Here is a 22,661-nt window from a genome sequence, read left to right as displayed (position 1 = left end):
TCAATGCCGTCCGGGCCGCCCCCGGATGTGCCAGAATTTTTCCATGTAGAGATAGGTGAAGGAAGCGCTCCAGCCGACCATCACCAGCCCGGTGAGCGATTCCACTCCCGACAGGATGCGCAGCATGCCATAGGGGGCGAGGTCCCCGATCCCCAATGTCGTATAGCTGGTGATCGAGAAATAATAGGCGTCGTGAAAGGTCATCACCTCCTGCCCCTCGATCGATCCCCAGCCCATCATCACCACCCCCTCGAAGGCAAGCGCCCAGATGAGGACATGGACGAGATGCGACAACAGGATCGCGAACAGCACGAGGGTCAGGCGGACGAACCCGCCGGCGCGCACGCGCACCAGTCGGCGCGACGCCTGCCTGAGGACTTCGTAATGCACCGCGATCGAGGCGGCGAGCAGGACAAGCGACAAGGCGAGTGTGACGAGGATCACCCCGCCACCTCGCGCCCGTCCCGCCTTGTTAAAGGCGCTCGCATCACATGCTGCGGTTGATGATCGAAGGATCGACCGGACACCGCACCCCATCGAACTTCACGTAGAGTGTATAATCGTAGGTGGAGCCGTCGTCGTCGGGGTCGGTTAGCGTCAGCTTGGTGTCGCTGTTGCGGTTCTTGTCCCATCCGTCGGGCACGTCGAGCCCGCCGGCCTGTTCCCGTTGCGACACGCTGATCGCATCGCTCCCCGAGCTCGGCCATTTAGGCTTGTAGCTCTTGCCGTCGTCGTTGAACGTGTTCGCGATCTCGCCGGCCAGCGTGAAGCTGATCTTGGTCTCGTTCTTCTGGTCGGAGGACTGCAGCAATTGGGTGAGGTCGATATTGCCGTCGCTATCGACCACGCCGGTCGAGCTCGAATAGGTCGGCGACAGCGTGGGCGGATTGTCGGGGTCGAGCGAGGCCGACCCGCTGAACGTCACTGTGACATCGACTTCCATATCCTTCTTGCTCATGGTCTTTCTCCCTCAGCTGCCCAGCAGTCGGTCGACGGGATAGTCGCCGATCTCGCGGGTTTTATGGCCCAGACGAGCATATAGGGCCGACAATCGGGCATCGTTGCGATGGTCCTCGCCGTCGAGGCGCGAAAGCGGCGCGAGGCCGATCGCGGCCAGCGTGGCGCTGGCAATGGCCAGCGAATCACTGTCGGGCAGCTCGGCATTCCCGCGCAATGCGGCAAACCGCGCGGCCAGCGTGGCTGCCTCCTCGCCGCGCCCCTCGCGATGGGCGACCAGCGCCAGCTGCGCCAGCGCGGGCGCCAGACAGTCACTCTTCCACTGTCCCACGCTGTCATCTCCCGCCACCAGCGCCTCGCACAGCCCCAGCGCCCGCGTGCTGTACCGCCGCGCCTCGGCCAGCGCGCCTCCCAACAAATGCGTTTCGCCCGCGCGGATCGCGGCCTTGGCGCGAATTTCCTTCCAGAAGGCATTTCCCTCGTCCTGCGCGCCTAGCCGCTCGGCAGCGCGCATCGTGTCCTCGGCCACGGCGCGCGCCGCCGCCACATCGCCCAGGTCGAGGTGGAAGCGCGCGATATTGGCCCGGCTCACGACCAGCCCCTGCAGCGCCTGAAAATCCTCGTCGGCTTTTCCCAGACGGGCATAGATGGCGCTTTCGCGCTGGCGCAGGTCGAGCGCCTCGGCGATCCGCCCCAGATCGGCATCGATCTGCGACTGCCAAGCGAGCGACTGGGCCAGATAGAAGCTCATCTCACGCGCCCCTGCCGCATTGCTCTCGCCGCCCAGCGTGCGCCAGGTCGCCTCGGCTTCCTTGAAATAGGCGCGCGCTTCCTCCAGCGCCTCGCGGTCGATCGCCACGACCCCGAGGTTGGTGTTGGCATGGCCCCATTCGGCGCGCCAAGTCGCATTGTCGGGTTCCACGCGCAGCAACTGACCTGCCAATTGGCGGTAATCGGTAAAGCGCCTCTGCGCCTCGTCCAGATCATCGCTCTGCCAAGCCAGATATCCAACCCAGAACTGGCTCTGCGAATGGTTGAAGAGGGCTTCAGTATCGCTCGGATTGCGCGCCAATATGGCCGCGGTGGTGCGCGCGCTCTGCTTGAAGGCGGGCAGCGCGGCCTGGTTGTTGCCGCGCAAATTCTGCACTTCGGCCACCAGCTGGGTCGCCCGCGCCCGCCGTCCCAGTTCATTGTCAGTGAGGTCGGCGATATCCTGCCGCGCATAATAGGCCATCGCCCGATTGCCGACCCCGTCGAGCAGTTCGAGCCGCCCCACCGGCTCGAGCTGCTTGCGCAAGTCGACCAGCATATATTCGATCAGCCCGTCGGCTTCCGAGCGCTGCTCGCGCGCCGCGTCGCGCTGGTCGAGCGCATAGAGCGCGAGCGAACTCGTCCCCACCATGCCGACAAGCGAGGCCGCCGCCAGCGCGCCCAACCGCCGATTGCGCCGCGCCGCATCGCGCTGCACCAGTTCGTCGAGGCGCACATCGAGGATGCCGGCGATGAGCTTGAGCTTGGCCAACCGCTTGCCGTCGGCGCCGGGTCTGAGGTCGGCGGCGATCGGCTCGGCGGGGCGGTCCGACAGGCTGCCGTCGGGTTCCAACTCGTAGCGCAGCGCAGGCGGGAAACATTCCTCCGCCTCGCGCCCCGGCATCTGGCTGGCAAAGGGTTCGCCCGCCACGATCGCGGCGAGGATCGGACGTTCGGGGTGATTGCGCTTGAAGGTGGCAATTTCCTCGTTGGTCCATTTGGATGCCGCCGCGCTCGGCGAGCACAGCACGATCAGGCTGCTCGACGCTGCCAGCGCCTCGACCAATCGATCGCCAAGACTGGTCGCCGCCGCCAGTTCGTCGCGATCGCGAAACACCGGGCGTGGGCGCGGCGGGATCGGTCCGATCGGCGAGGCGCGCCCGACCAGCCCCTTGGGTAGGCGATAATGTTCGAGCGCGCGGTGAAGCCAGCTCGCCTCTTTCTGGTCGGCGTGACTGTAGCTGAGAAACGCGAAATAGCGCTGTGCGGCCATGCTCACCCCCCGTTTTTCAACAACCCACATCAATAAGACGGGACAATTTTACCCCTGTCAATCGCGATGCGACCGGCGGTAGCGCGCCAAAAATGGCGCGGCTTGCAGCCCCCGCGACGAACGCGCCCGACCATGCTACGCCTTGGCGAACTCGTGCCTATGGAGAGGGGACATGATGGACAGTATCTCGCCACCCGAACCGGTCGCCGGCACCCATGCCGATGCCGCCACCGCCGCCGCGCTCTACCGCCGCTCGATCGAAGATGGCGACGCTTTCTGGCTCGAGCAGGCCGAACGACTCAACTGGTCGCGCTTCCCCACCATGGCCGACGGCTCGTCCTTCGATCCCGTCGACATCCGCTGGTACGAGGACGGCGAACTCAACCTGTGCGACAATGCGCTCGACCGTCATGTGGAGGCCGGGCAAGGCGACCAGCTCGCCTTCCTCTTCGAACCCGACGACCCCGCCGCCGAGGCTCGGCGCATCACTTATGCCGAACTCCTCGCACAGGTCGTCGCCATGGCCAATGCATTGAAGGCGCTCGGCGTCGCAAAGGGCGACCGCGTCACCCTCTACATGCCGATGATCCCCGAGGGCGTCGTCGCCATGCTCGCCTGCGCACGGCTCGGCGCGATCCACTCGGTCGTCTTCGGCGGCTTCTCGCCCGAAGCGCTCGCAGGCCGCCTCGTCGATTGCGACAGCCGCTTCGTCATTACCGCCGACGAGGGGCGCCGCGGCGGCAAGACCGTGCCGCTGAAAGCCAATGTCGACGAGGCACTGACCCGCGACGGCGTCGCCGTCGACGCCGTCCTCGTCATCCGCAACACCGGCGGCTCGGTCCAATGGGTCGAAGGCCGCGACCATTGGCTCCACGACAGCGCGCACGACGCCCCCTGCCCGTGCGAGCCCATGGCCGCCGAGGACCCGCTCTTCATTCTCTATACCTCCGGATCGACCGGCAAACCCAAGGGCGTGCTCCACACCACCGGTGGCTATGGCGTCTGGGCCGCGACGACCTTCAACTATGTCTTCGATTACCAGCCCGGCGACATCTACTGGTGTACCGCCGACATCGGCTGGGTCACGGGGCACAGCTATATCGTCTACGGCCCGCTCCTCAACCGCGCCACCAGCGTCCTGTTCGAAGGCGTGCCCAACTACCCCGACCCGGGCCGTTTCTGGCAGGTGGTCGAGCGCCACCGCGTCAACAGCTTCTATACCGCCCCCACCGCCATCCGTGCGCTGATGCGCGAGGGCGATGGCCCCGTCAAAGCCCACGACCGCTTCTCGCTCCGCCTCCTCGGCACCGTGGGCGAGCCGATCAACCCCGAGGCGTGGCGTTGGTATCACGAGGTCGTGGGCGACAAGCGCTGCGCCATCGTCGACACCTGGTGGCAGACCGAAACGGGCGGCATCATGATCACCACCTTGCCCCATGCCCATGCGATGAAGCCGGGCAGCGCGGGGCTCCCCTTCTTCGGCATCCAGCCCCAACTGGTCGACAATGACGGCAACCCGCTCGAGGGCGCCGCCGAGGGCAATCTGTGCATCACCGCCAGCTGGCCCGGACAGGCGCGCACCGTCTATGGCGACCACGACCGCTTTATCCAGACCTATTTTTCCACCTATCCCGGCAGATATTTCACCGGCGACGGCTGCCGCCGCGACGCGGACGGCTATCATTGGATCACCGGGAGGGTCGACGACGTCATCAACGTCTCGGGCCACCGCATGGGCACCGCCGAAGTGGAGAGCGCGCTCGTCCTCCACCATGATGTCGCCGAGGCTGCGGTCGTCGGCACGCCCCACGACATCAAGGGCCAAGGCATCTATTGCTACGTCACCCTCAACGCCGGGGTCGAGCCGTCGGACGAGCTCGCCGCCGAGCTGCGCGCGCTGGTGCGCAAGGAGATCGGCCCCATCGCCACCCCCGATCATCTCCACTTCACCCCCGCGCTGCCCAAGACGCGCTCGGGCAAGATCATGCGCCGCATCCTGCGCAAGATCGCCGAGAATGACACCGCCTCGCTCGGCGACACCTCGACGCTCGCCGATCCGTCGGTCGTCGCCGCGCTGATCGAGGGTCGCCAGAACCGTTAGGCCCCGTTAACTGCCGTTTATCGAATGATCGTTACGCAAAGGCGCGACGGAGTTGTCGGGGAGGCCGCATGGTCAGTATCAGCGTCATCGACAGGGTCGGCACCACCGAGCTGCCCGGCTTCAGTTGGGATTGGAAGGGCGTGGACCGCTGCACCGCACGTCTGCTCATCGAGGAGCGGCTGCGCACCGAGACCGAACGCGCCGCGCGCGACATTCCCGCCAGCCGGTTCCTTCTCGAACTGTCGGGCGGGCTGGATGGCTTCACCGACCAGCTTGCCGAGCGCGCCTTTGCCGCTTTCACCGCGGGCAAGCTCCTCCTCATCGTCAATGACGCCCAGGTCACCGACCTCGACGAGGAAATCCCGCTACACACCGCCAACGAAGCGGTCTTCTTCAAACTCGTCCCGCTCCAAGGAGGCTGATCGTCATGCTTCGCCGCGTTTTCGGCCGCAAGGGCGCCACGCCCACGCCAGCCGCCGCACCGGAACCCACCCCCGCAAGCGCGCTCGACCCGTCGGACGACCGCCCCTATTGGAACCGCTTCCTCGACAGCCTGGGAACGCAGGTCAATCGCCCCATCAATAGCGTCGTCTGGCACGCCGACAGCCCCGTGAAGCGCGCCGTCGCTTCACTCTCGCTGTCCGACCGCTCCGCCCTGCTCTGCTCGCTCGAACCGCTGCTGGGTCCCCGGGAAGACATCAGCATCAGGGACAGGATCGAGATGAAGGAGCTGTTCGACTGCCTGACCTACAGCGACGACCCGCCGGTGACCCATGGCACGGTCGACTTCCTGACCCGCGCCCTCGTCGCCCCCGACGTCGACTGGATCCATGAGACATTCACGCTGGAGCGCGTCCACCGCTTTCTCAAGACGGCCAAGGACCAGGGGCATCCGTTCAACAGCGATGAGAGGGAGCGGATCGCCAGCTATGCACGCCGTCTCGAGGGCAAGCAGTTCGACGCCTATTCCAAGGGCCAGCAGGATCGCAGCGCCAGTCTCGTCAAGCTGTTCTACGCCCTCGCCGACATCTCGAGCGATGACCGCGAGATCAATGCCGCGCGGATCGACCAGTGGTGCGACCACCAGCCCTCGCCCCTTCGCTTCCGCCCGCTCCCCTACCATGCCCGCTTCTGGAGCGATTTCCTCGCCCTTGTCTCGGACAAGGCCGAGGCGCTGAAAAGCGAGATTGCCAAGAAGCCGGTTTGGCTCAAGGACGAAGCCGCCTTCAACGACCGCTTCCGCTCTGTCGGCGGCGTCCCCCTCGACTTCGGCTTCTGGACCCGCGATGCGCTCAAGGACTGGCGCGGCGACGGACGTAATTTCAAGGCGATGAAGAAGCCCGAGGAGGACAATCCGCGCGAGCGCCTCCTCGCCCACCTTCCCCATGACGAGCTCGTCGCCGAGCGTACCCGCCTCGCCACCCTCGCCGATCTAGAATGGCATCGCGCCTACATCCCCGGCGCCGACATCCTCCTCGGGAAACGCAGCGAGGCGGAGGAAGACCTTTTCCTCATGCTTGTCGAATCCAAGGCCCAGCCGAAAGCGCCGGCCAAATGGCGCAAGGACGCGCTGAAGCTCATCCACCAGATCGGCCGGCCCAAGATGATGGACCGGTTCGAGCGCTGGCTCGCCCTCTTCGCCCGCCCGGCCCTCGACGAGACGAGCATCGGGCAGTTGCACGACTGCCACCAGCGCGCCCTGCACATCGCGCTGTTCGACCGCTTGTTTCCCGACTGGAAGGCCCTGCCCGACGAAGATCTCGACGCGCTCGCCGACTGGGTCGCGCTGACCTCGATCGGCAACCATTCGGACGGGCCCTGCTCGATCTACGGCTTCCTCAACAGCTACAACCGCCTGGTGCCCGACCCGGCGCGGATCGAGATCATCCAGCAGGGCGCGACCTATCCAAAGACCGACGCGGAACGCTACGACATCGGCAACCGCTATCGCCGCCCCTTCGCCTTCCCCTCGACCCCGACCGAAAACGCCTTGCGCGCAGTGACCTGGCTGCTCGCCGAAGACGCCGCCAACGTCCCGCTGCTCGAGGACGTCGCCATCGCTGCCACCGCGCTCAAGAACTCGGATCGCCTGCGCTCCAAGATGGTCGCCAATGCCGCCATCGCCAGCCTCGGCACCATCGGCACCCCCGAGGCACTGCAGGCGCTAGGCCGCCTCAGGCGCACCATCGCCAACAAGGCCATCGGCAACGCCGTCCAGAAAGCCATGGACAAGCTCGCCGCCAAACATGGCGTCCAGCCCGACGACATCGCCGAACAGAGCCTGCCCGACTATGGCTTCGACTAAGCCTGCGAACACGCTCCCGCTAGGCGATTGGCAGGCGCGCGTCAGGCTCGACGAGGACGGCAAGCCGTTCGCGCTCTATCTCGATCCTGCGGGCAAGGAGCATAAGCGCTTGCCCGTCGCCGCGCGCAAGGCTGCGACGCGGGCTCAGCACGATGCGCTCCAACAGCGCCTGAAGGACATCAGCCTTGCCCAGAAGGAGGCCAGGCGCCGCCTCGAGGCGACGTGGCGCAACGATCGCGACTGGAGTTTCGCCGACTGGGCCAAGCGCTACCGCGATCACCCCCTCACCCGCGTCATGTCCAGTCGCCTCATCTGGTCCTTTGCCGCGCCCGGTGAGCCAGCGCGTCTCGCGCTCGGCACCGCGCCCGAGCTGACAAGCCTCGACGGCACGCCCCTCTCGGTGGACGAGGCCACCACCCGTGTGGCGCTCTGGCACCCCGCCGACACACCGCCCGAGGTCGCGCGGGCATGGCGCGAGGCGCTGCTCGAGTGCGGCATCCGCCAGCCGTTGTGGCAGGCGTGGCGCCCCGTCTACGCGCTGACCGATCCCGAGCGCCAAACCGCCACCTATTCGAACCGCTTCGCCGGTCTTCTCCTCACCCAGCCCGTCTTCGTACGCGTTTTGCGCAACCGCAGCTGGGTGCTCAAGAGTCGGATGTTCGGCGATCATCGCGACAAGCGCACCCGCCCCGCCCGGCTCGACCTGCCCGGTGCCGGCCTCGTCGCCGAATTTCGCGGCGCGGGCGCGGGCCAGTCGCAGGCCAGCGACCATGATTACAGCGCCCCCAATTACGAACATTTCGCCACCTCGCAGCTGCTGTTCTATCGCACCGGCGAGGACAGCATGGAGGGCGCCCGCCCCGTCCCCCTCGACACCGTCCCCATCCGCGCCTTTTGCGAAGCGATGTTCGACGTCGAAGTGGCCACCGGCCTGTCCGCCATCGGCCTCGACACACGCTGGCGCGACCCCGGCCCCGACGCCCGGCCCATCCTGCGCAATCGAGACCTCGGCTACGACGGCTTTAGCGACGACCTCACGACCCACTCGCCGACCGCGCTCGCGCGACTACGTGTCGAACTGCTCGAATGGCTAATCCCCCGCCTCACCATTGCGGAGGGCTTGTCCCTGAAGGGCCATATGCTGCGCGTCGAAGGCCGATGGCACGATTACGAGATCAACTGCGGCAACGGGGCGATCCGCATCGCCGACAGCAAGCGTCATGTCTGCATCGTACCGGGCGGCACCTCGGGCGCTGTCGCAGGGCTGGTCCTTCCCTTCGCAGGCGATGAATTGCTCGCCGTCATCCTGTCAAAGGCGCATCTGCTGGTCGATGAAGAGACCATCGGGGACCCCACCATCATCGCCCAGCTCGAACCCGGGCGCCGCGGCAGCTAGTCGCCGCGCCGCGACCCGCGGCAACCCGGTCCGAACTTGATCTATCCAGCCGCACCCTCTTGCCTGCGCCGCCCCCTCACCGCGCCGGCCTATGTCGCGCCCCTCCATCCGCGTGAATGACTGCCTTGGCGGCGCCCGACAGGTCCAAAACGGCGGGGATAAGGGTTCGCATTTGTTCTGCTGTCCTTACACCCTTTGTTCTCATGCAGGCAGCGAGCCCCCCGCTGCCACGATGACGACAAGGGAGACAGCGAATGACGACAGCGGCGCGCAAGATCCTGGTCGTGTTCGGCACCCGGCCCGAGGCGATCAAGCTCGCACCCGTGATCCTCGCGCTCGGCGCCGACCCGCGCTTCGAGGTCGCGACCTGCTCGTCGGGCCAGCATCGCGACATGATCCAGCCGGTCTGCGACCTGTTCGGCATCGCGATCGATCATGATCTCGGCGTCATGCGCCCCGGCCAGAGCCTCGATCATGTCACGGCTGCGATCCTCGACAAGCTCCCGGCGGTCTTCGCCGCCGAGCGGCCCGATGTCGTCATGGTCCAGGGCGACACCACCACCGCGTTCAGCGCCGCGCTCTCGGCCTTCTATCACCGCATCCCCATCGCGCATGTCGAGGCGGGGCTGCGCACCAAGGATCTCGCCTCTCCCTTCCCCGAAGAGGGCAATCGCGCCCTCATCTCGCGCCTCGCCCGATGGCACTTCGCTCCTACCCGCGCGGCGCGCGAGCATCTCGTCGCCGAACGCTGCCCCGGGCAGGTCGTGGAGACCGGCAACAGCGTGGTCGATGCCGCCCGTCTCGCGCTCGACCTCCTTGGTCCGGCGGGCGAGGCCGCCATTGCGGCGCGGCTCGGCCTGGCGGCGCCCGAGCGGGCGAGCATCCTGTTCACCATGCATCGGCGCGAATGTTTCGGCGCTCCGGCCACGCGCATCTTCGCGGCCCTGCGCCGTATCGCGGCGCGTCATGACGTCGACATCCTCTACCCCGTACATCCCAATCCGCAGGTTCGCGGCCCCGCCTTCGAGATGCTCGGCGGGTTGGACAATGTCCGGCTGGTCGACCCGCTCGGCTATGACGAGATGATCGTCGCCTTGAAATGCGCCCACATGCTCGTCACCGATTCAGGGGGACTGGCCGAAGAGGCGCCGACCTTTTCCACCCCCGCGCTGATCTTGCGCAAATCGACCGAACGCCCCGAGTCCATCGAGACCGGCAATGCCGAGCTGATCGGCCATGATGCCGCGCTGCTCGAGGCACGCGTCGCCGAGCTTCTGTCGGGAGGCGAGCTTCATGCCCGGATGAGCGCTGCGGCCAATCCATTCGGCGATGGCCGCGCGAGCGAGCGGATCGCCGCCGCGCTGGCGACCCCGGTCACCGACGCCCACGCGCTCGCCCCCAGTCGCCCCGCCGCCACCGCGGCGCCGACGCCCGACACGCCCGCCGCGCAGCCCGCCCCTGCCAAGGCCGCCTGACGCCGCCGCCTGTGCCTTTCTCTCGCCAAGGACCGACCATGACCAAGTGCAACTTTTCCAGGCCCCATCGCGACATCGGGGGCACGCCGCTTCACCCCACCCCTCGTGGCTTCCGCGCGCTCGCGGTCGCACTGGCCGCCGCCATATTTCTTCCCACCTCTGCCGCCGCGCAGATGACGGGCGAGCAATCGAGCAGCACCACCTATGTCGGCTATTACGGCGTCAGCCATGGCTTTAACGACCGCCTGGTCATCGGCAATTTCGCCAATCTCTACATCGACCGGATCGGCCTTCACAGCGATGTCGCCCATATCGAGCGCGAGGAAGCCGGCACCTATGGCGCCCTGGGGCTGAGCTATGCGCTGTCCGACGCGGTGCGGGTTCGCGGGACCATCGGCAGTTCGACCGACAATGACTCGATCCTGCCCGAACTCCTCCTGCGCGGCTCGGTCCAGTTCAAGCCCGGCGGCGGCCTCATCCTCACCCCCGCGCTCACCTATCGCGATTATCGCGCCGGGGGCAGTTCGACGAGCCCCGAGCTCCAGGTCGCCAAATATTTCAACATGGCGGGCGATGACGGCGGCTATTGGGTGGCGCAGGCCAATGGCGGCCTCTCCTTCAACCGTGCCGACGAGACCGGCTGGACGCTGGGCGCCGGCCTCACCACCGTGCGCAACAGCGGCCTGACCATCGGCGCCTCGCTGCGCGCCGGGCGCATGGCCTATGACACCATCCTCGAACAGGAAGTGCGCTCGGACATTTACGGGGGCTCGCTCAGCCTGGGCTACCGCATGGGCGGGGGCACCGAAATCTACATACGCGGCGATCTCGCCGACACCGAATTCTATACGGTGAGAGGCGCGATGCTCGGCCTCAAGTTCCGCCTCTGACACTCCCCTTCAAGGCTGCCCCTTCATGGCCATCCTCGTCCAGCTCCTCTTCCTCCTCATCTTCGCGCTGAGCGCCTCGATCGCGCTCATCTTCCTCGTCCGCCAGATCAGCTTCTCGCTCGCCGCCTTGTCGCAGCCCATCACCAGCCCCTTCAGCCGCGTCCAGCTCGACGACTGGCCCAGCGTGACCATCCTTGTCGCCGCGCATAACGAGGAACTGGTGCTCGGCGGCTGCCTAGAGAAGCTCGTCGCGCTCGAATATCCGGCCGACCGCCTCGACATCATCGTCGTCAACGACCGGTCGAGCGATCGCACCGGCGCCATCCTCGATGACCATGCCGCGCGCAGCGGCGGGCGCATCCGCGCGCTTCATCGCCCCGCCGACGCCGCCCCAGGAAAGCCTGCCGCCTTGCTCGACGCCTTCGAGCAGGTGGACAGCGATCTCGCCGTCTTCTTCGACGCCGATTATCTCCCCGACCCGCCGCTCCTCAAGAAACTGGTCGCCCCCTTCATCGACCCCGAGGTCGGCGCGACCATGGGCCGCGTGGTGCCCTACAACACCCAGACCAACCTGCTCACCCGGCTGCTCGATCTCGAACGACGCGGTGGCTACACCATCGACCAGGCGGTGCGCTCGGCGTGGAACCTGCTTCCGCAATTCGGCGGCACGGTCGGCGGAGTGCGCATGAGCGCTCTCGCCGAGATCGGCGGCTGGAACGCCGACACGCTCGCCGAGGATACCGATCTCACCTACCGCCTGTTCGCCGCAGGGTACGGCGTCGAATATGTCGATGATGCCATGTGCTACGAGGAATCGCCCGCCGACTGGCGCGTGCGCTATCGCCAGATCCGGCGCTGGGCGGCGGGGCACAACCAGTGCCTCTTCGCCTATCTGAAAAGCACGCTCACCACCCCACACCAGCCGCTCCTGCGTCGTATCGATGCCGCGCTCGTCCTTCTTTTCTTCCTCTTTCCCGCCATCTCGATCCTCGGGCTCGTCGCGGCGATGATCTACCCCACCCTCTTCGCCTTTCCGCCGTTCAATTTCGCGGTCATCTCGGCCTTCAGCTTCGTCGTCGCTTTCGGCAATTTCGCCCCCTATTTCCAGATCGCCAGCGCCGTGGTGCGCGACCGCCAGCCCGAAGCGGTGGCAATGTTGCCGCTGATCTTCCTTTCCTCGGCCATCTCGATGCTCGCCTCGACCCAAGGCCTGCTCCTCGCCATCCGCAGCACGCTGACCCGCCGCCGCCTGCGCTGGGACAAGACCGCTCGCTTCAGAAAGGCCTACCATGCGCCTGCCTGACCCCACCGCCCTGCAAGCCACGCTCGACCGCCTCGCCGCCGCGCTGCCCGGCACCATCGAGCGCGCCGACCTCCTCGCGCCCGCGCTCCTCATGGGCATCGCCCTGCTCCATTACCTCTACTATCGCCGCGCCATGCGCCGCGATGGCCAGCAGGTCGTTCGGCTCGAAGATCACACCGGCCCGGGCACCACCGACGCATCGATGGTCGACCAACGTTCCGGCCGCGCGCATGCATATGCCTCTCCCTCGCCCACGACCACCCAACTGCCCTGCGCAAGCAAGACCGCCGCGCCGCGCCGCTACCGCGCGTCGGTCGCCATCGGCGAAGCGCGGATCGACGCACCCGTCATCGCGCTCGAGGATGTCTCGATCAACGGGCGCGCACGCTTCGCTTCGGCACTCAAGGTGGGGGGCGACCTTCTCATTCGCGGCGAGGCGCTTTTCGAGGGCATGGTCATCGTCAACGGTGCCCTGCGGATCGACGGTCGCGCCCATTTCGCGCGAGGCCTCCTCGTCAAGGGCGATACGCTGGCGCAGGGCCAGATGATCATCGGCACCCGCGACCATGCCGGTTGGGCAGTGCTGCGCGGCCTTCGGCTCGACCATCCCCTCCTTCTCAACGGCCGCGTGATCCGCAACCTGCCCAGTACACCGCCATCCGCGCCGGTCCGTCCGCTGTCTTCGAATGCGGCCACCCCTTTGCGCCCGTCGCCTACGCCCCACGGCTCCCCCACGTCGAAGGCCGCCTGACATGTCCCACCAGCAGCGCCTGCTCCTTGGCCTCCTCATCGTCTTCGCCGGCTGGGTCCTGTCCAACCACGCGACCGCGGTTCTCTTCCCACTGGTTCACGGCCAGTCCTGCGCCGTCGAATTTCTCGGCACCCGCTGCGACCTCGCGCCCGACAGGGTACAGCCGCCGAACCGCCATGCGCTGCTCGGCCTCCTCGTCCTTGGCACGATGATCGGCCTGCGGCTCTTCGCGCGGACGCGCGTCGTCTATCCCTTTGCCATGATCTTCGGCACCCTGTGCCTCTTCACCATCGGCTATGACGCACTCGCCCGCCAGCCGATCATCAACTCGGTCAAGATCGTCAACGACACGATCAATATCCTCGGCGCGGTCATCGCCGCCAGCTTCGCGCTTCTGCTCGTCATCCTGCGCCGTCACGGATGGCCCCTGGGCGCATTGGTTCGCGCGGTCGTCGCTTCCTATGCCATCAAGGTCGCCTCGGTGGCGATGTTCCTGTCCGTCATGGGCGCGGTGCATGGCGCGACCGAGCTCTTCCTCCTCTATATCTTCTACGCTTTCGGCGCCTTCAGTCTGCACCTCATGACAATTAGCGACTTCATCGCGCGCACCGCCGTCCCACCGCAGGAGGCAGTCACGTGAGCGCCCCCGCCCGCCGCACCACCACCACCGCGATGGATGCCTCGGTCAACGGGCTGCGCGGCATCACCCTGCTGCTCATCGTCCTCACCCATTATGTCCCGACCAGCTTCTTCTCGGGCAATATCGCGCGCCCCGTCGCGGCGACCATGATGGTGGTGACCGGCTATTTCCTCGCGCTCATCCTCGAGCGGCAGGGCATCGAGGCGCAGGAGCCCCCGCTCACTCGCCTGCGCCGCGCAATCTCGCTCTTCGCCCAGCGCCACATCCGCATCTGGCCCGCCATCGCGGGGGTCATCGCCATGTACGTCCTGCTCGGCCATTGGATCGGTGATCGCACCACGACCCAGATCCACGACACCTGGCCGCTCTATCTCGCCTATATGGGCAATGTCGTGAAGATGATCCACGAGACCGAGGCCTTCCCCGCCCATTTCTGGCTGATCAGCGCGCAGGAACAGTTCGTCCTCGCCACCCTCCTCGCCTGCGCGCTGCTCGGCTACCGCAACCTCAAGAGTTTCCTCGTCGGCGCTGTGATTGTCGGCATCCTCGCCCGGCTCGTCGGCGGTTTCCTCTGGATGCCCGACAGGCCCGCGCTGGCGACCGAGACCCCGCTCGCGGTCGCCGATGCGCTCGCGCTAGGGATGCTGGTGCGCATGGCCATCGTCGATGGCACCAGCCGCACCGCGATGCGCCGCTCGCTCACCGCCGCCATCCTCCTCCTGGCCGCCGCCTGGGCGCTCCTGCCCAACACTTGGGCCTTCTACTTCACCCTCGTCCCGCTCATCGCCGCGCTGGTCGGCTGCCTCTTCATCACGCTCATGACCGACGAGATGCGCAGCCACCGGATCGAGGCGTTCATGCGCGCTTGGCCCTGGCTCATCCTCCTGGGCCAGATGTCGCTCTCGATCTTTCTTCTCCACCCGCTGGTGAACGTGTTGCTGACGCTGGGCTACACCGCTGCCACGGGGCTAGCGATCGACTGGTGGCTGCTCAGCCTCGTCGGCCCACCGCTCAGCCTCCTCGTCGCCTTCCTTTATTTCCGCGCCGTCGAGGTACCGCTACGCCAGATGCGCCGCCGCGCGCGGAGCAGCGCGTCCATCAAGCCGCCCGCCGCTCCCAGCGCCGCGCTGGCCAAGACGCAAACCGCCGCGAGCCCCACCCCCTCGACGGCTTGAGGCTTCTCGCACCCGACACGCAGGCGGCGCAGGCGATGAGGCCAATGTAGCGAGCGATAGGCCAGGCCCGCATGATCTACCGTCGCTCGCCCGATCGTCGCGCCGTCGAAGGTGCGAGAGCTTGCATTGACCGAGTTCCGCGTCGAAAAGCGCCGTAGCCCGTCGAGCCTCGGCGGTTTCGCGGGCAGCGTCGGCGGCACGCGCATGGCCAAGGCCATGTCCGCCAAGGGCGCGCTTACAAAGGCCTTTGCCGTCATTATCGTCATCGTCGCGCTCTATATGCTCTGGCAGAGCGGCAGCGCGCTCGGTATCGTCTGATCCGCGACGCGAGAAAAGGAAGCCTCACTTCATGTTCGAAAATGCCGACGCGCTGCTGCTGGCCCGCATCCAGTTCGCCTTCACCGTCAGCTTCCATTTCTTCTTCCCCGCCGTGACGATCGGGCTCGCCAGCTTTCTCGCCGTGCTCGAGGGCCTGTGGCTCAAGACCGGCCAGCAGCGCTACATGGACCTGTTCAAATATTGGCTGAAGATCTTCGCCATCACCTTCGCGATGGGCGTCGTCTCAGGCATCGTCATGTCCTACCAGTTCGGTACCAACTGGTCGGTCTTCTCCGACAAGGCGGGCGGGGTCATCGGGCCGCTCATGGCCTATGAAGTGCTGACCGCTTTCTTCCTCGAGGCGGGCTTCCTCGGCGTCATGCTGTTCGGCCAGAAAAAGGTCGGCAAGGGCCTCCATTTCTTCGCCACGCTGATGGTCGCTTTAGGCACCTTCGTCTCGGCCTTCTGGATCCTCTCGGTCAACAGCTGGATGCAGACCCCGCAGGGCCATCTCGTCAACGAACTCGGCCTGTTCGTGCCCGGCGACAGCTGGCTGCCGATCATCTTTAATCCCAGCTTCCCCTATCGCCTCGCCCATACGGTGACCGCCGCCTACCTCACCACCGCCTTCATCGTCGGTGCGGTCGGCGCTTGGCACCTCCTCAAGGACAAGGCCAACGTGCAGGCGCGCACCATGTTCTCGATGGCGATGTGGATGGCCGCGATCGTCGCGCCGATCCAGATCGTGCTGGGCGATCTCCACGGCCTCAACACCTACGAACACCAGCCGGTAAAGGTAATGGCGATGGAAGGCCATTACGACAGCCACCCGGACGGCGCCCCGCTCTACCTGTTCGGCATCCCTAACGAGGAAACGCAGAGCCTCGATTATGCCATCGGCATCCCCAAGCTCTCGAGCCTCATCATTCGTCACGATCCCGATGCGCCGATGGCCGGCCTCGATACGATTCCCGACGAGGACCAGCCGCCCGTTCCGATCGTCTTCTGGGCGTTTCGCGTGATGGTGGGGCTCGGCCTATTGATGGCGGGTCTCGGGCTCTGGAGCCTTGTCCAGCGCGTGCGGGGCAAGCTCTACGACAGCCGCCTGCTTCACCGCGCCGCCGTCGTCATGGGTCCCTCGGGCCTTATCGCCGTGCTCGCCGGCTGGATCACCACCGAAGTCGGCCGCCAGCCCTATACCGTCTACGGCCTGTTGCGCACCGCCGACAGCGCGAGCCCCTTGGACGCGCCCGCGGTCGCCGCCTCGCTCATCGCCTTCGTCCTCGTCTATTTCGCCGTCTTCGGCATCGGCATCTGGTACATTTTCAAGCTGATGGCCTCGCCCCCGCATGCCGGCGAGCGCGGCCCTGCCGGATCGGGCGAACCCCCGATCCGCTCGGCGGGCATCACCCCCGGACCGACGCAGAACCCGACGCATGAGGATACGGGAGAGCCGCTCCCCGAGATCGGCGACGAGAAGGAGCCCGCCTGATGGTCGACTATAACGCGGACCTTACCACCACCTGGGCGATCATCATCGCCTTCGCGGTCTTCATGTATGTCGTGATGGACGGCTTCGACCTCGGCATCGGCATCCTCTTCCCGCTGTTCGGCGAGGGCGAAGAGCGCAGCCAGGCAATGAACGCCATCGCGCCCGTGTGGGACGGTAACGAGACCTGGCTGGTGCTGGGCGGCGGCGGCCTCTTTGCCGCCTTCCCGCTCGCTTATGCGATCATCCTGCCCGCCACCTATCCCCTCGTCATCGCGATGCTGCTCGGGCTGGTTTTCCGCGGCGTCGCCTTCGAGTTCCGCTGGCGCGATCCCCGCCACGAGAAATTCTGGGACTTCGCCTTCTTCGGCGGCTCGATCATTGCGGCGCTCGCGCAGGGCATGATCCTCGGCGCGCTGCTCCAGGGCATCACCGTCGAGGGCCGCAACTATGCCGGCGGCTGGCTCGACTGGCTCACCCCCTATTCGATGCTGACCGGCGTCGGAGTGGTGGCGGGCTATGCCCTCCTCGGCTCGACCTTTCTTGCTATCAAGGGCGAGGGCCGCGTCGAGGACCATGCCTTCCGCCTCGCCAAACCCGCCGCCTTCGCCACCCTCGTCATGATGATCGGGGTCAGCGCGGCCACGCCCACCCTCGCGGGCGCCTATCAGGACCGCTGGTTCTCCATGCCCAATATCATCTTCACCGCGCAGGTGCCGCTCGTCACCGGGATTCTCTTCTTCGCGCTCCAGCGCTCCTTGCGCAAACGCCGCACCTACCGCCCCTTCGTCATCGCGCTCGGCATCTTCCTCATGGGCATGATCGGGCTCGGCATCTCGATGTTCCCCTATGTCGTGCCCGACAGCGTCACCATCTGGGATGCCGCCGCGCCCGAGAAGAGCCAGCTCTTCATGCTCGTCGGCGTCGTCATCATCATGCCGATCATCCTCGCCTACACCGCCTGGGCCTATTGGGTGTTCCGCGGCAAGGTCGGCGAGGGCTATCATTGATGGACGAGGATGCGCCCGTCCCGCTGTGGAAGCGGCTCGGCTGGATGCTGCTGATCTGGGCCGCCTCGGTCGCCGCGCTCGGTATCCTCGCCTACGGGCTGCGCCTCTGGCTCAAGGCCTGAGCAGCGCTTGGCCACCTTGCCGTCGTGGCCAGGCCGCCATCAGCGCCAACAGCGACAAGCCACCCAACCGCCACGCCGGCCCCGACACCTCTGCCAGCGACGCGCCCGCTTGGTTCAGCCCCAGGAAGAGCGGCACGCCGTGCGTCGCGGGCGAGAAGAAGGCGACGAGCCGGACCCATGACGGCATCATCTCGCTCGGCCATGCCGCGCCGCTCAGGAAGAAGATGACGAGCGACGTCGGGACGAGCAGTTCCATCGCGCGGTCGCCCTCGTCGAGCAAGCGGCCGATGGCGAGCCCGAGCGCCGCCACGCAGAGCGAGAAGAGCGGGACGGCAACCAGCAGGGCGCCGTTATTGCCGCCGCGCGGCATGTCGAGCAGCCAGAAGACCGGGCCGAAATAAAAGAGCGCCCCGACGATCCCGATCAGTGTCAGCGCGGCCAGCGTGCCCATGAAGGATGCGCCGTCTCGATCCTCGCGCCCTAGGGCGCGGCGGCGGGCCGCGAGCATCGCCGCGCCGAACAGCAGCGTCTGCTGGAGGATGACGATCGACACGGCGGGAAAGATATAATCGCCATAGCCGCGCGTTTTGTTGAATAGCGGCCGCACGACGAGCTCGACGTCGACCTCGATGCCGGTGCGCGTTGACAGGTCGCGCACCTCCTCGCGCACGACGGCCTCGAGCGCGCCCGCGACGGCCTGCGCGCGCACCAGATAGGCGCCGTTGACCTGCAACGAAATGCCCCCCTGCCCGCGCCCGGTGATGATGCGGCCGGTCAGCCCACTCGACAGCCGCAGCACGCCATCGACCTCACGGTCCCGCACGAGGCGCAAGCCCTCGGCCTCGTTGGCGACGCGCGCGACGACCGCCAGTTCGCGCGTGTCGTCGAGCCGCGTGACGATGCGTCGGGTCGCCTCGCTGCCTTCTTCATCGACGACAGCGATGGGCAGGTCGCTGACCGTCTGGTGGCGATAGGGCGCCGGATAATAAAAGGCGTAGAACAGCACCGCGACGACCATCGTGGACCAGAGCGCGCGGCTTCCTGCGATCTCGCGCAGCGTGTCCGCCATCGCGGCGATGACGCGCCTCATGCCGCCCGTTCCCGCTTGAGCAGGGCCACCGCCGCCGCGCCCGGGACAACGACGTAGAGGGCCAGCAGCCCGATGTCCGCAAGCGCCAGCGAGGCGGGCGCCCCCAGCCACTGATCCATCTGCAGGTCGAGATAGTGGGTGAAGGGCAAGGCTTCGCTCCACCCGCGCGCCAGCAGCGAGGCGCCGCCCACCGGCAGGCTCCCTCCCGAATAGGCCAGCGCCGACCCGGCATAGACCGCGCTGGCCGCGAGCGCGGTGCTGGTTTCGCGCGTGGCGGCGACCAGCAGGGCGGAGATCGCCGCCGTCGCGGCATACAGCAGCGATTGGCCGATCATAACGAGCAGCAGGCTTCCCTCGGGCGCCCAGCCCCGCACGCCGGCGATCCAGATCATCCACACCGCGCCCCACCCGCTGGCGACGAGGACGTAAGGGGCGAGCTTGCCGATAAGGGTCGCGGCGGGGCGGCCAGCGGCGCGCGCCCAGGGCCCTAGCCGTCCCGCCGCCAGCTCGCGCCCCATCGCCATCGCGGTCGCGCAGGCCACGAGCAGGTGCAGGATGGCGGGATCGACCAGCGCTTGCAGATACCATTCGAAGCTCGCCCCGGGATTGCCGAGCAGGGAGACCGACAGGCGAGGCGGATTGGCCCGCACCAGCGCCAGCCCGGACGCGCCCCCGGCATCGAGCGCCCGTTCGACCGCGACCACCGACAACGCCGAGGCAATCCCCCGCTCGGCAATGCTTCCCGCCGACAGGTAGGACGCATTGTAGCTGACGCGCGGCGGCTGCCCCTCGCTCGCCGGCCATTCGAGGAAGGCGACGATGGTGCCGGACCGCACGAGCGACAGCGCCTCTGCCTCGTTGGCGGGGCGTGCGACGACCTCGACGGCGTCGGTGCCGTCGATCGCTCGGGCGACTTCACGGGCCGCGGGCGTGTCGGGAGCGATCATGCCGACGGGCAGGTCGCGCGGCGACCCGGCCAGCAGCATCGCGGCCATCATCCCAAGCAACAGCGCGGGCATGACGAACAGCAGTGCCCGGTCCCAACGGTCGCGCGCGATATGCGCGGCCTCGCGGAAGAAGGCGTCGGCAAAGGCGTTCATCCGTCGGGGTCGAACAGCACGCTCATGCCGGGGCGCAGCCCGTCGACCTTCTCGACCGGCTCGAGATGCAGTTCGAAACTCCGCTCGTCATAGCCCGACGATTGGCGCGTAGCGCGGCTGGTCGCGAACTCGCCGAGCGCCGAGACCTTGGTGACGCGAAACCCCACGCCTTCGAGCCCGAGTGCCGGGATATCGCCTTCGAGCACGCTGCCGCGACGCAGCCCCGGAAGCCGACTTTCGCGCACCGAGAGGCGGACCCATGGATGATCGAGATCGACGATCTGGAACAAGGGGATGGCGGGGGCGATGACTTCCCCTTCCTCGACGAGGCGGCGCGCGACCTGCCCGGCGATCGGCGCCGCAATCTGCTGGTCGCGCCCGAGGACGTCGGTCGCCTGTCGCCCCCCGCTGGCCAGCGCGACCTGCGCATCGGCGGCGCGTCTCGTCTGCGTGCGCGCGCCCTCGACGGCCTTGCGATATTGCAGATTCGCAGCGCGAGCATTGGCTGCGGTGCTGGTCGCGAAGGCACGCGCCTCGTCGCGCCGCTGCGCCGCGATGACGCCGTCGGCATAAAGCGTTTCGGCACGGCGCGCAGACACGCGGGCGAGTTGGGCCTGCGCATCGGCCGCCTCGGCAACCGCGCGCAGTGAGGCGATATCCTCGGGGCGCACGCCTTCCTCGGCGATCGATTGCAGCGCTTGCGCGGTCTCGAGCAACGCCTCGCTCTGCTGCTGCGCCGCCCCGACCAGCGGCGCCTCGATCGTCAGCAACAGCTCGCCCTTGGCCACCTCGTCCCCCTCCTCGACGCGCGGCGCTCCGGCGGTCCCGGCGATCTTGGCAGCGACATTGACCTCGCGGACTTCCACTTCGCCCTGGAGCGGTGGCTCGGACGGGCGCCCCGCGAGCCACAGGCCGAGCGCCAGCAGGAGCGCGATGGCGCCGAAAATGGCAATGGCGAGACGACGTTTGCCGGGCGACAGCGACAGCGATGCATTTTCGGATGAGCTCACGGGGCGATCCTCTTGTCCGCGCGCGCGATGGCGTCGGCATATTGGTCCATCGTCCCGCTCGCGGCCATCAGCACCGCGAGCGCGACATCATATTCATAGGCCGCGGCGAGCCGCTGGGTGCGCGCGCTGGACAGCGCCGCGCGCGCGTCGAGCAGGTCGCTCGCCGTGCCCTCTCCGGCGCGGAAGGCGAGGTCGGCGACGCGAACATTCTCCTGCGCGGCCGCGAGCGAACTCTCGAGCGAGAGGAAGCTGCGGCGGGCGGCTTCGGCGAGGGCCCAGGCGTCCTCGATCTCGGCCTCGACGCTACGACGGGCGGCGTCCTCGCCGGCGCGCGCGGCGGCGGCGCGTTCGCGCGCAGCGGCCTCGGTCTTGGCGCGCGAGACGGGCGTGAGCAGCGCCCAGCGCACGCCCACGCCGGCAACCCAATCTGGCTCGCTCACGCCGTTATCGGTACCATTGATGCCGTAATTGCCGAACGCATAGGCCTGCGGTCGATTACGGGCGCGGGCCAGGTCTACCGCGGCATCGGCCACGCCCTGCAACGCCTGCGCCTCGCGCACGCGAGGATGCTCGGCGGTGGCGGCGGCGGTATAGCTGTCGGCAGGCGCGAGCGGCGCCGAATGCACGAACAGCGGCGTGGCGACATCGACCGCCCCCTCCTGGTCGATCTGGCGCGCCAGCGCGGCCTGTGCGCGGGCGCGATCGAGGCTGGCGCGCTCGACATTGCGCGCGGCGGCATCGCGTACCACCTGAACCTCGAGGACGCGGCGGCGCGGCAAGACGCCGGCGCGAAAGAGCGCCTCGGTGTTGGACAGATGCGCATCCATCGCCTCGAGCTGGTCGCGCGCCGCGGCTTCGAGCCCCTCGGCCAGCACTTGCCCGAAATAGGCACGGGCGAGATTGACGCGTCCGAGGTTGCGCGCCGCATCGACGCGGGCCCGTGCCGCCCGCGCTGCCGCCCCCGCCCCCTCCTGCACGGCCGGGATCGCACCCCCCGTATAGAGCGGCAGGAAAGCACTCACCGACGGGCGTATGAGCACACCGTCGGCCGTGTAGTCGACCGTGTCCGGGATGGTCTCGAGTAGCCCCGGAAGCGCGGCGTCTATGCGGCTCGCGACATCCGCTGCGATCCCCTGAAAGTCGGTCGGAAATTGCCCGGGCAGGCCGTCGAGATAGGGGCCGAATCCGGCAGCGGTGCGCTCGCGCAGTCCGTCGAGATCGACCGAGAGTGTCTTCTCATAGGCGATGGCCTGCGCCGACAGGGTCACGCTCGGCCGTCGCAAGCTGTCGAGCGAACGCTCGGTCAATTCGGCAGCCTTCGCCTCATGCTCGGCGGCACGCGCGAGCGGCGCTGCCGCCTCGTGAAGGCGTTCGGCCTGCGTCCAGCTGAGCGACTGCTGCGCAAGAGCCGGTCCCGCGAGCGCCTGCACAGAAGCGATCGCCGCGATCATCATCCGTCTACAGTGAATGGCCATCACCTGTCCCGACCCCATCATTGCGGCAGGA

General features: G+C 67.4%; 21 protein-coding genes. 14 read left to right on the top strand and 7 right to left on the bottom strand.

Translation table 11 applies throughout. The annotated features are described in order from the left end of the window. Genes NUW51_RS01915 through NUW51_RS01905 form a run of 3 tightly spaced genes read right to left on the bottom strand, consistent with a single transcriptional unit; the run spans nucleotide 1 to nucleotide 2,980 of the window. Nucleotides 1-444: a potassium channel family protein gene (locus tag NUW51_RS01915; RefSeq protein WP_265562247.1), complete on the bottom strand. Its 444-nt coding sequence runs from the start codon at nucleotides 442-444 to the stop codon at nucleotides 1-3. A gap of 43 nt (nucleotides 445-487) precedes the next feature. Then, nucleotides 488-958 carry a hypothetical protein gene (locus NUW51_RS01910; RefSeq protein ID WP_265562245.1) on the bottom strand — a complete coding sequence of 157 codons (471 nt, stop codon included), beginning with the start codon at nucleotides 956-958 and terminating at the stop codon, nucleotides 488-490. A 12-nt stretch (nucleotides 959-970) separates the two neighbouring features. Next, entirely contained in the window at nucleotides 971-2,980 is a 2,010-nt protein-coding gene (locus NUW51_RS01905) for a toll/interleukin-1 receptor domain-containing protein (RefSeq protein WP_265562243.1), read from the bottom strand. Between the two features lie 175 nt (nucleotides 2,981-3,155). Here NUW51_RS01905 and acs point away from each other — a divergent pair, with 175 nt between their 5' ends. The 14 genes from acs to NUW51_RS01835 all read left to right on the top strand — a co-directional run bounded on the left by acs (nucleotide 3,156) and on the right by NUW51_RS01835 (nucleotide 17,955). Further along, complete coding sequence (acs, locus tag NUW51_RS01900) at nucleotides 3,156-5,081, top strand: acetate--CoA ligase (RefSeq protein WP_407696349.1); 1,926 nt, start codon at nucleotides 3,156-3,158, stop codon at nucleotides 5,079-5,081. Between the two features lie 68 nt (nucleotides 5,082-5,149). Further along, the gene (locus tag NUW51_RS01895) at nucleotides 5,150-5,503 is read left to right on the top strand and encodes a hypothetical protein (protein WP_265562239.1); all 354 of its coding nucleotides are present in this window, start codon (nucleotides 5,150-5,152) and stop codon (nucleotides 5,501-5,503) included. A 5-nt stretch (nucleotides 5,504-5,508) separates the two neighbouring features. After that, nucleotides 5,509-7,386, top strand: coding sequence for a hypothetical protein (locus tag NUW51_RS01890; RefSeq protein WP_265562236.1), 1,878 nt, complete (start codon nucleotides 5,509-5,511; stop codon nucleotides 7,384-7,386). Beyond that, nucleotides 7,373-8,782 (top strand): DUF4132 domain-containing protein, encoded by a 1,410-nt coding sequence (locus NUW51_RS01885; protein WP_265562234.1) that lies wholly within the window; start codon nucleotides 7,373-7,375, stop codon nucleotides 8,780-8,782. The genes NUW51_RS01890 and NUW51_RS01885 overlap by 14 nt, the downstream gene beginning before the upstream one ends. Nucleotides 8,783-9,036: 254 nt before the next feature. Beyond that, nucleotides 9,037-10,257: a non-hydrolyzing UDP-N-acetylglucosamine 2-epimerase gene (wecB, locus tag NUW51_RS01880; RefSeq protein WP_265562232.1), complete on the top strand. Its 1,221-nt coding sequence runs from the start codon at nucleotides 9,037-9,039 to the stop codon at nucleotides 10,255-10,257. A gap of 38 nt (nucleotides 10,258-10,295) precedes the next feature. Beyond that, nucleotides 10,296-11,147 (top strand): hypothetical protein, encoded by an 852-nt coding sequence (locus tag NUW51_RS01875; protein WP_265562231.1) that lies wholly within the window; start codon nucleotides 10,296-10,298, stop codon nucleotides 11,145-11,147. Nucleotides 11,148-11,172: 25 nt separating this feature from the next. Beyond that, nucleotides 11,173-12,450 (top strand): glycosyltransferase, encoded by a 1,278-nt coding sequence (locus NUW51_RS01870; protein ID WP_265562229.1) that lies wholly within the window; start codon nucleotides 11,173-11,175, stop codon nucleotides 12,448-12,450. Continuing rightward, on the top strand, nucleotides 12,437-13,201 hold the full coding sequence (locus NUW51_RS01865) for a hypothetical protein (protein WP_265562227.1): 765 nt from the start codon (nucleotides 12,437-12,439) through the stop codon (nucleotides 13,199-13,201). The genes NUW51_RS01870 and NUW51_RS01865 overlap by 14 nt, the downstream gene beginning before the upstream one ends. 1 nt (nucleotide 13,202) lies before the next feature. Next, nucleotides 13,203-13,841, top strand: coding sequence for a hypothetical protein (locus tag NUW51_RS01860; RefSeq protein WP_265562224.1), 639 nt, complete (start codon nucleotides 13,203-13,205; stop codon nucleotides 13,839-13,841). Further along, nucleotides 13,838-15,016 carry an acyltransferase family protein gene (locus NUW51_RS01855; RefSeq protein WP_265562222.1) on the top strand — a complete coding sequence of 393 codons (1,179 nt, stop codon included), beginning with the start codon at nucleotides 13,838-13,840 and terminating at the stop codon, nucleotides 15,014-15,016. The genes NUW51_RS01860 and NUW51_RS01855 overlap by 4 nt, the downstream gene beginning before the upstream one ends. A 126-nt stretch (nucleotides 15,017-15,142) precedes the next feature. Further along, a complete protein-coding gene (locus NUW51_RS01850) occupies nucleotides 15,143-15,334 on the top strand; it encodes a hypothetical protein (RefSeq protein WP_265562220.1) in 192 nt (63 codons plus the stop codon). Nucleotides 15,335-15,365: 31 nt separating this feature from the next. Next, nucleotides 15,366-16,826 (top strand): cytochrome ubiquinol oxidase subunit I, encoded by a 1,461-nt coding sequence (locus NUW51_RS01845; RefSeq protein ID WP_265562217.1) that lies wholly within the window; start codon nucleotides 15,366-15,368, stop codon nucleotides 16,824-16,826. After that, nucleotides 16,826-17,833, top strand: coding sequence for a cytochrome d ubiquinol oxidase subunit II (gene cydB, locus NUW51_RS01840; RefSeq protein WP_265562215.1), 1,008 nt, complete (start codon nucleotides 16,826-16,828; stop codon nucleotides 17,831-17,833). The genes NUW51_RS01845 and cydB overlap by 1 nt, the downstream gene beginning before the upstream one ends. After that, nucleotides 17,833-17,955 carry a DUF2474 domain-containing protein gene (locus NUW51_RS01835; RefSeq protein WP_265562213.1) on the top strand — a complete coding sequence of 41 codons (123 nt, stop codon included), beginning with the start codon at nucleotides 17,833-17,835 and terminating at the stop codon, nucleotides 17,953-17,955. The genes cydB and NUW51_RS01835 overlap by 1 nt, the downstream gene beginning before the upstream one ends. Here the strand turns inward: NUW51_RS01835 and NUW51_RS01830 are convergent. From NUW51_RS01830 to NUW51_RS01815, 4 genes are read right to left on the bottom strand one after another with little or no spacing between them, the layout of a single operon-like run. Then, nucleotides 17,945-19,045, bottom strand: coding sequence for an ABC transporter permease (locus NUW51_RS01830; protein ID WP_265562211.1), 1,101 nt, complete (start codon nucleotides 19,043-19,045; stop codon nucleotides 17,945-17,947). The genes NUW51_RS01835 and NUW51_RS01830 overlap by 11 nt on opposite strands. Then, a complete protein-coding gene (locus NUW51_RS01825; RefSeq protein WP_265562208.1) occupies nucleotides 19,042-20,145 on the bottom strand; it encodes an ABC transporter permease in 1,104 nt (367 codons plus the stop codon). Before NUW51_RS01825 ends, NUW51_RS01830 begins: the two co-directional genes overlap by 4 nt. Further along, complete coding sequence (locus NUW51_RS01820; RefSeq protein WP_265562207.1) at nucleotides 20,142-21,155, bottom strand: HlyD family secretion protein; 1,014 nt, start codon at nucleotides 21,153-21,155, stop codon at nucleotides 20,142-20,144. The genes NUW51_RS01825 and NUW51_RS01820 overlap by 4 nt, the downstream gene beginning before the upstream one ends. Then, nucleotides 21,152-22,630, bottom strand: coding sequence for a TolC family protein (locus tag NUW51_RS01815; protein WP_265587904.1), 1,479 nt, complete (start codon nucleotides 22,628-22,630; stop codon nucleotides 21,152-21,154). The genes NUW51_RS01820 and NUW51_RS01815 overlap by 4 nt, the downstream gene beginning before the upstream one ends. Nucleotides 22,631-22,661: the final 31 nt, after the last annotated feature.

This window comes from Sphingomicrobium arenosum (genome assembly GCF_026157085.1).
In the GTDB taxonomy this organism is placed as follows: domain Bacteria; phylum Pseudomonadota; class Alphaproteobacteria; order Sphingomonadales; family Sphingomonadaceae; genus Sphingomicrobium; species Sphingomicrobium arenosum.
This window is presented reverse-complemented; position numbering and strand designations above follow the sequence as displayed.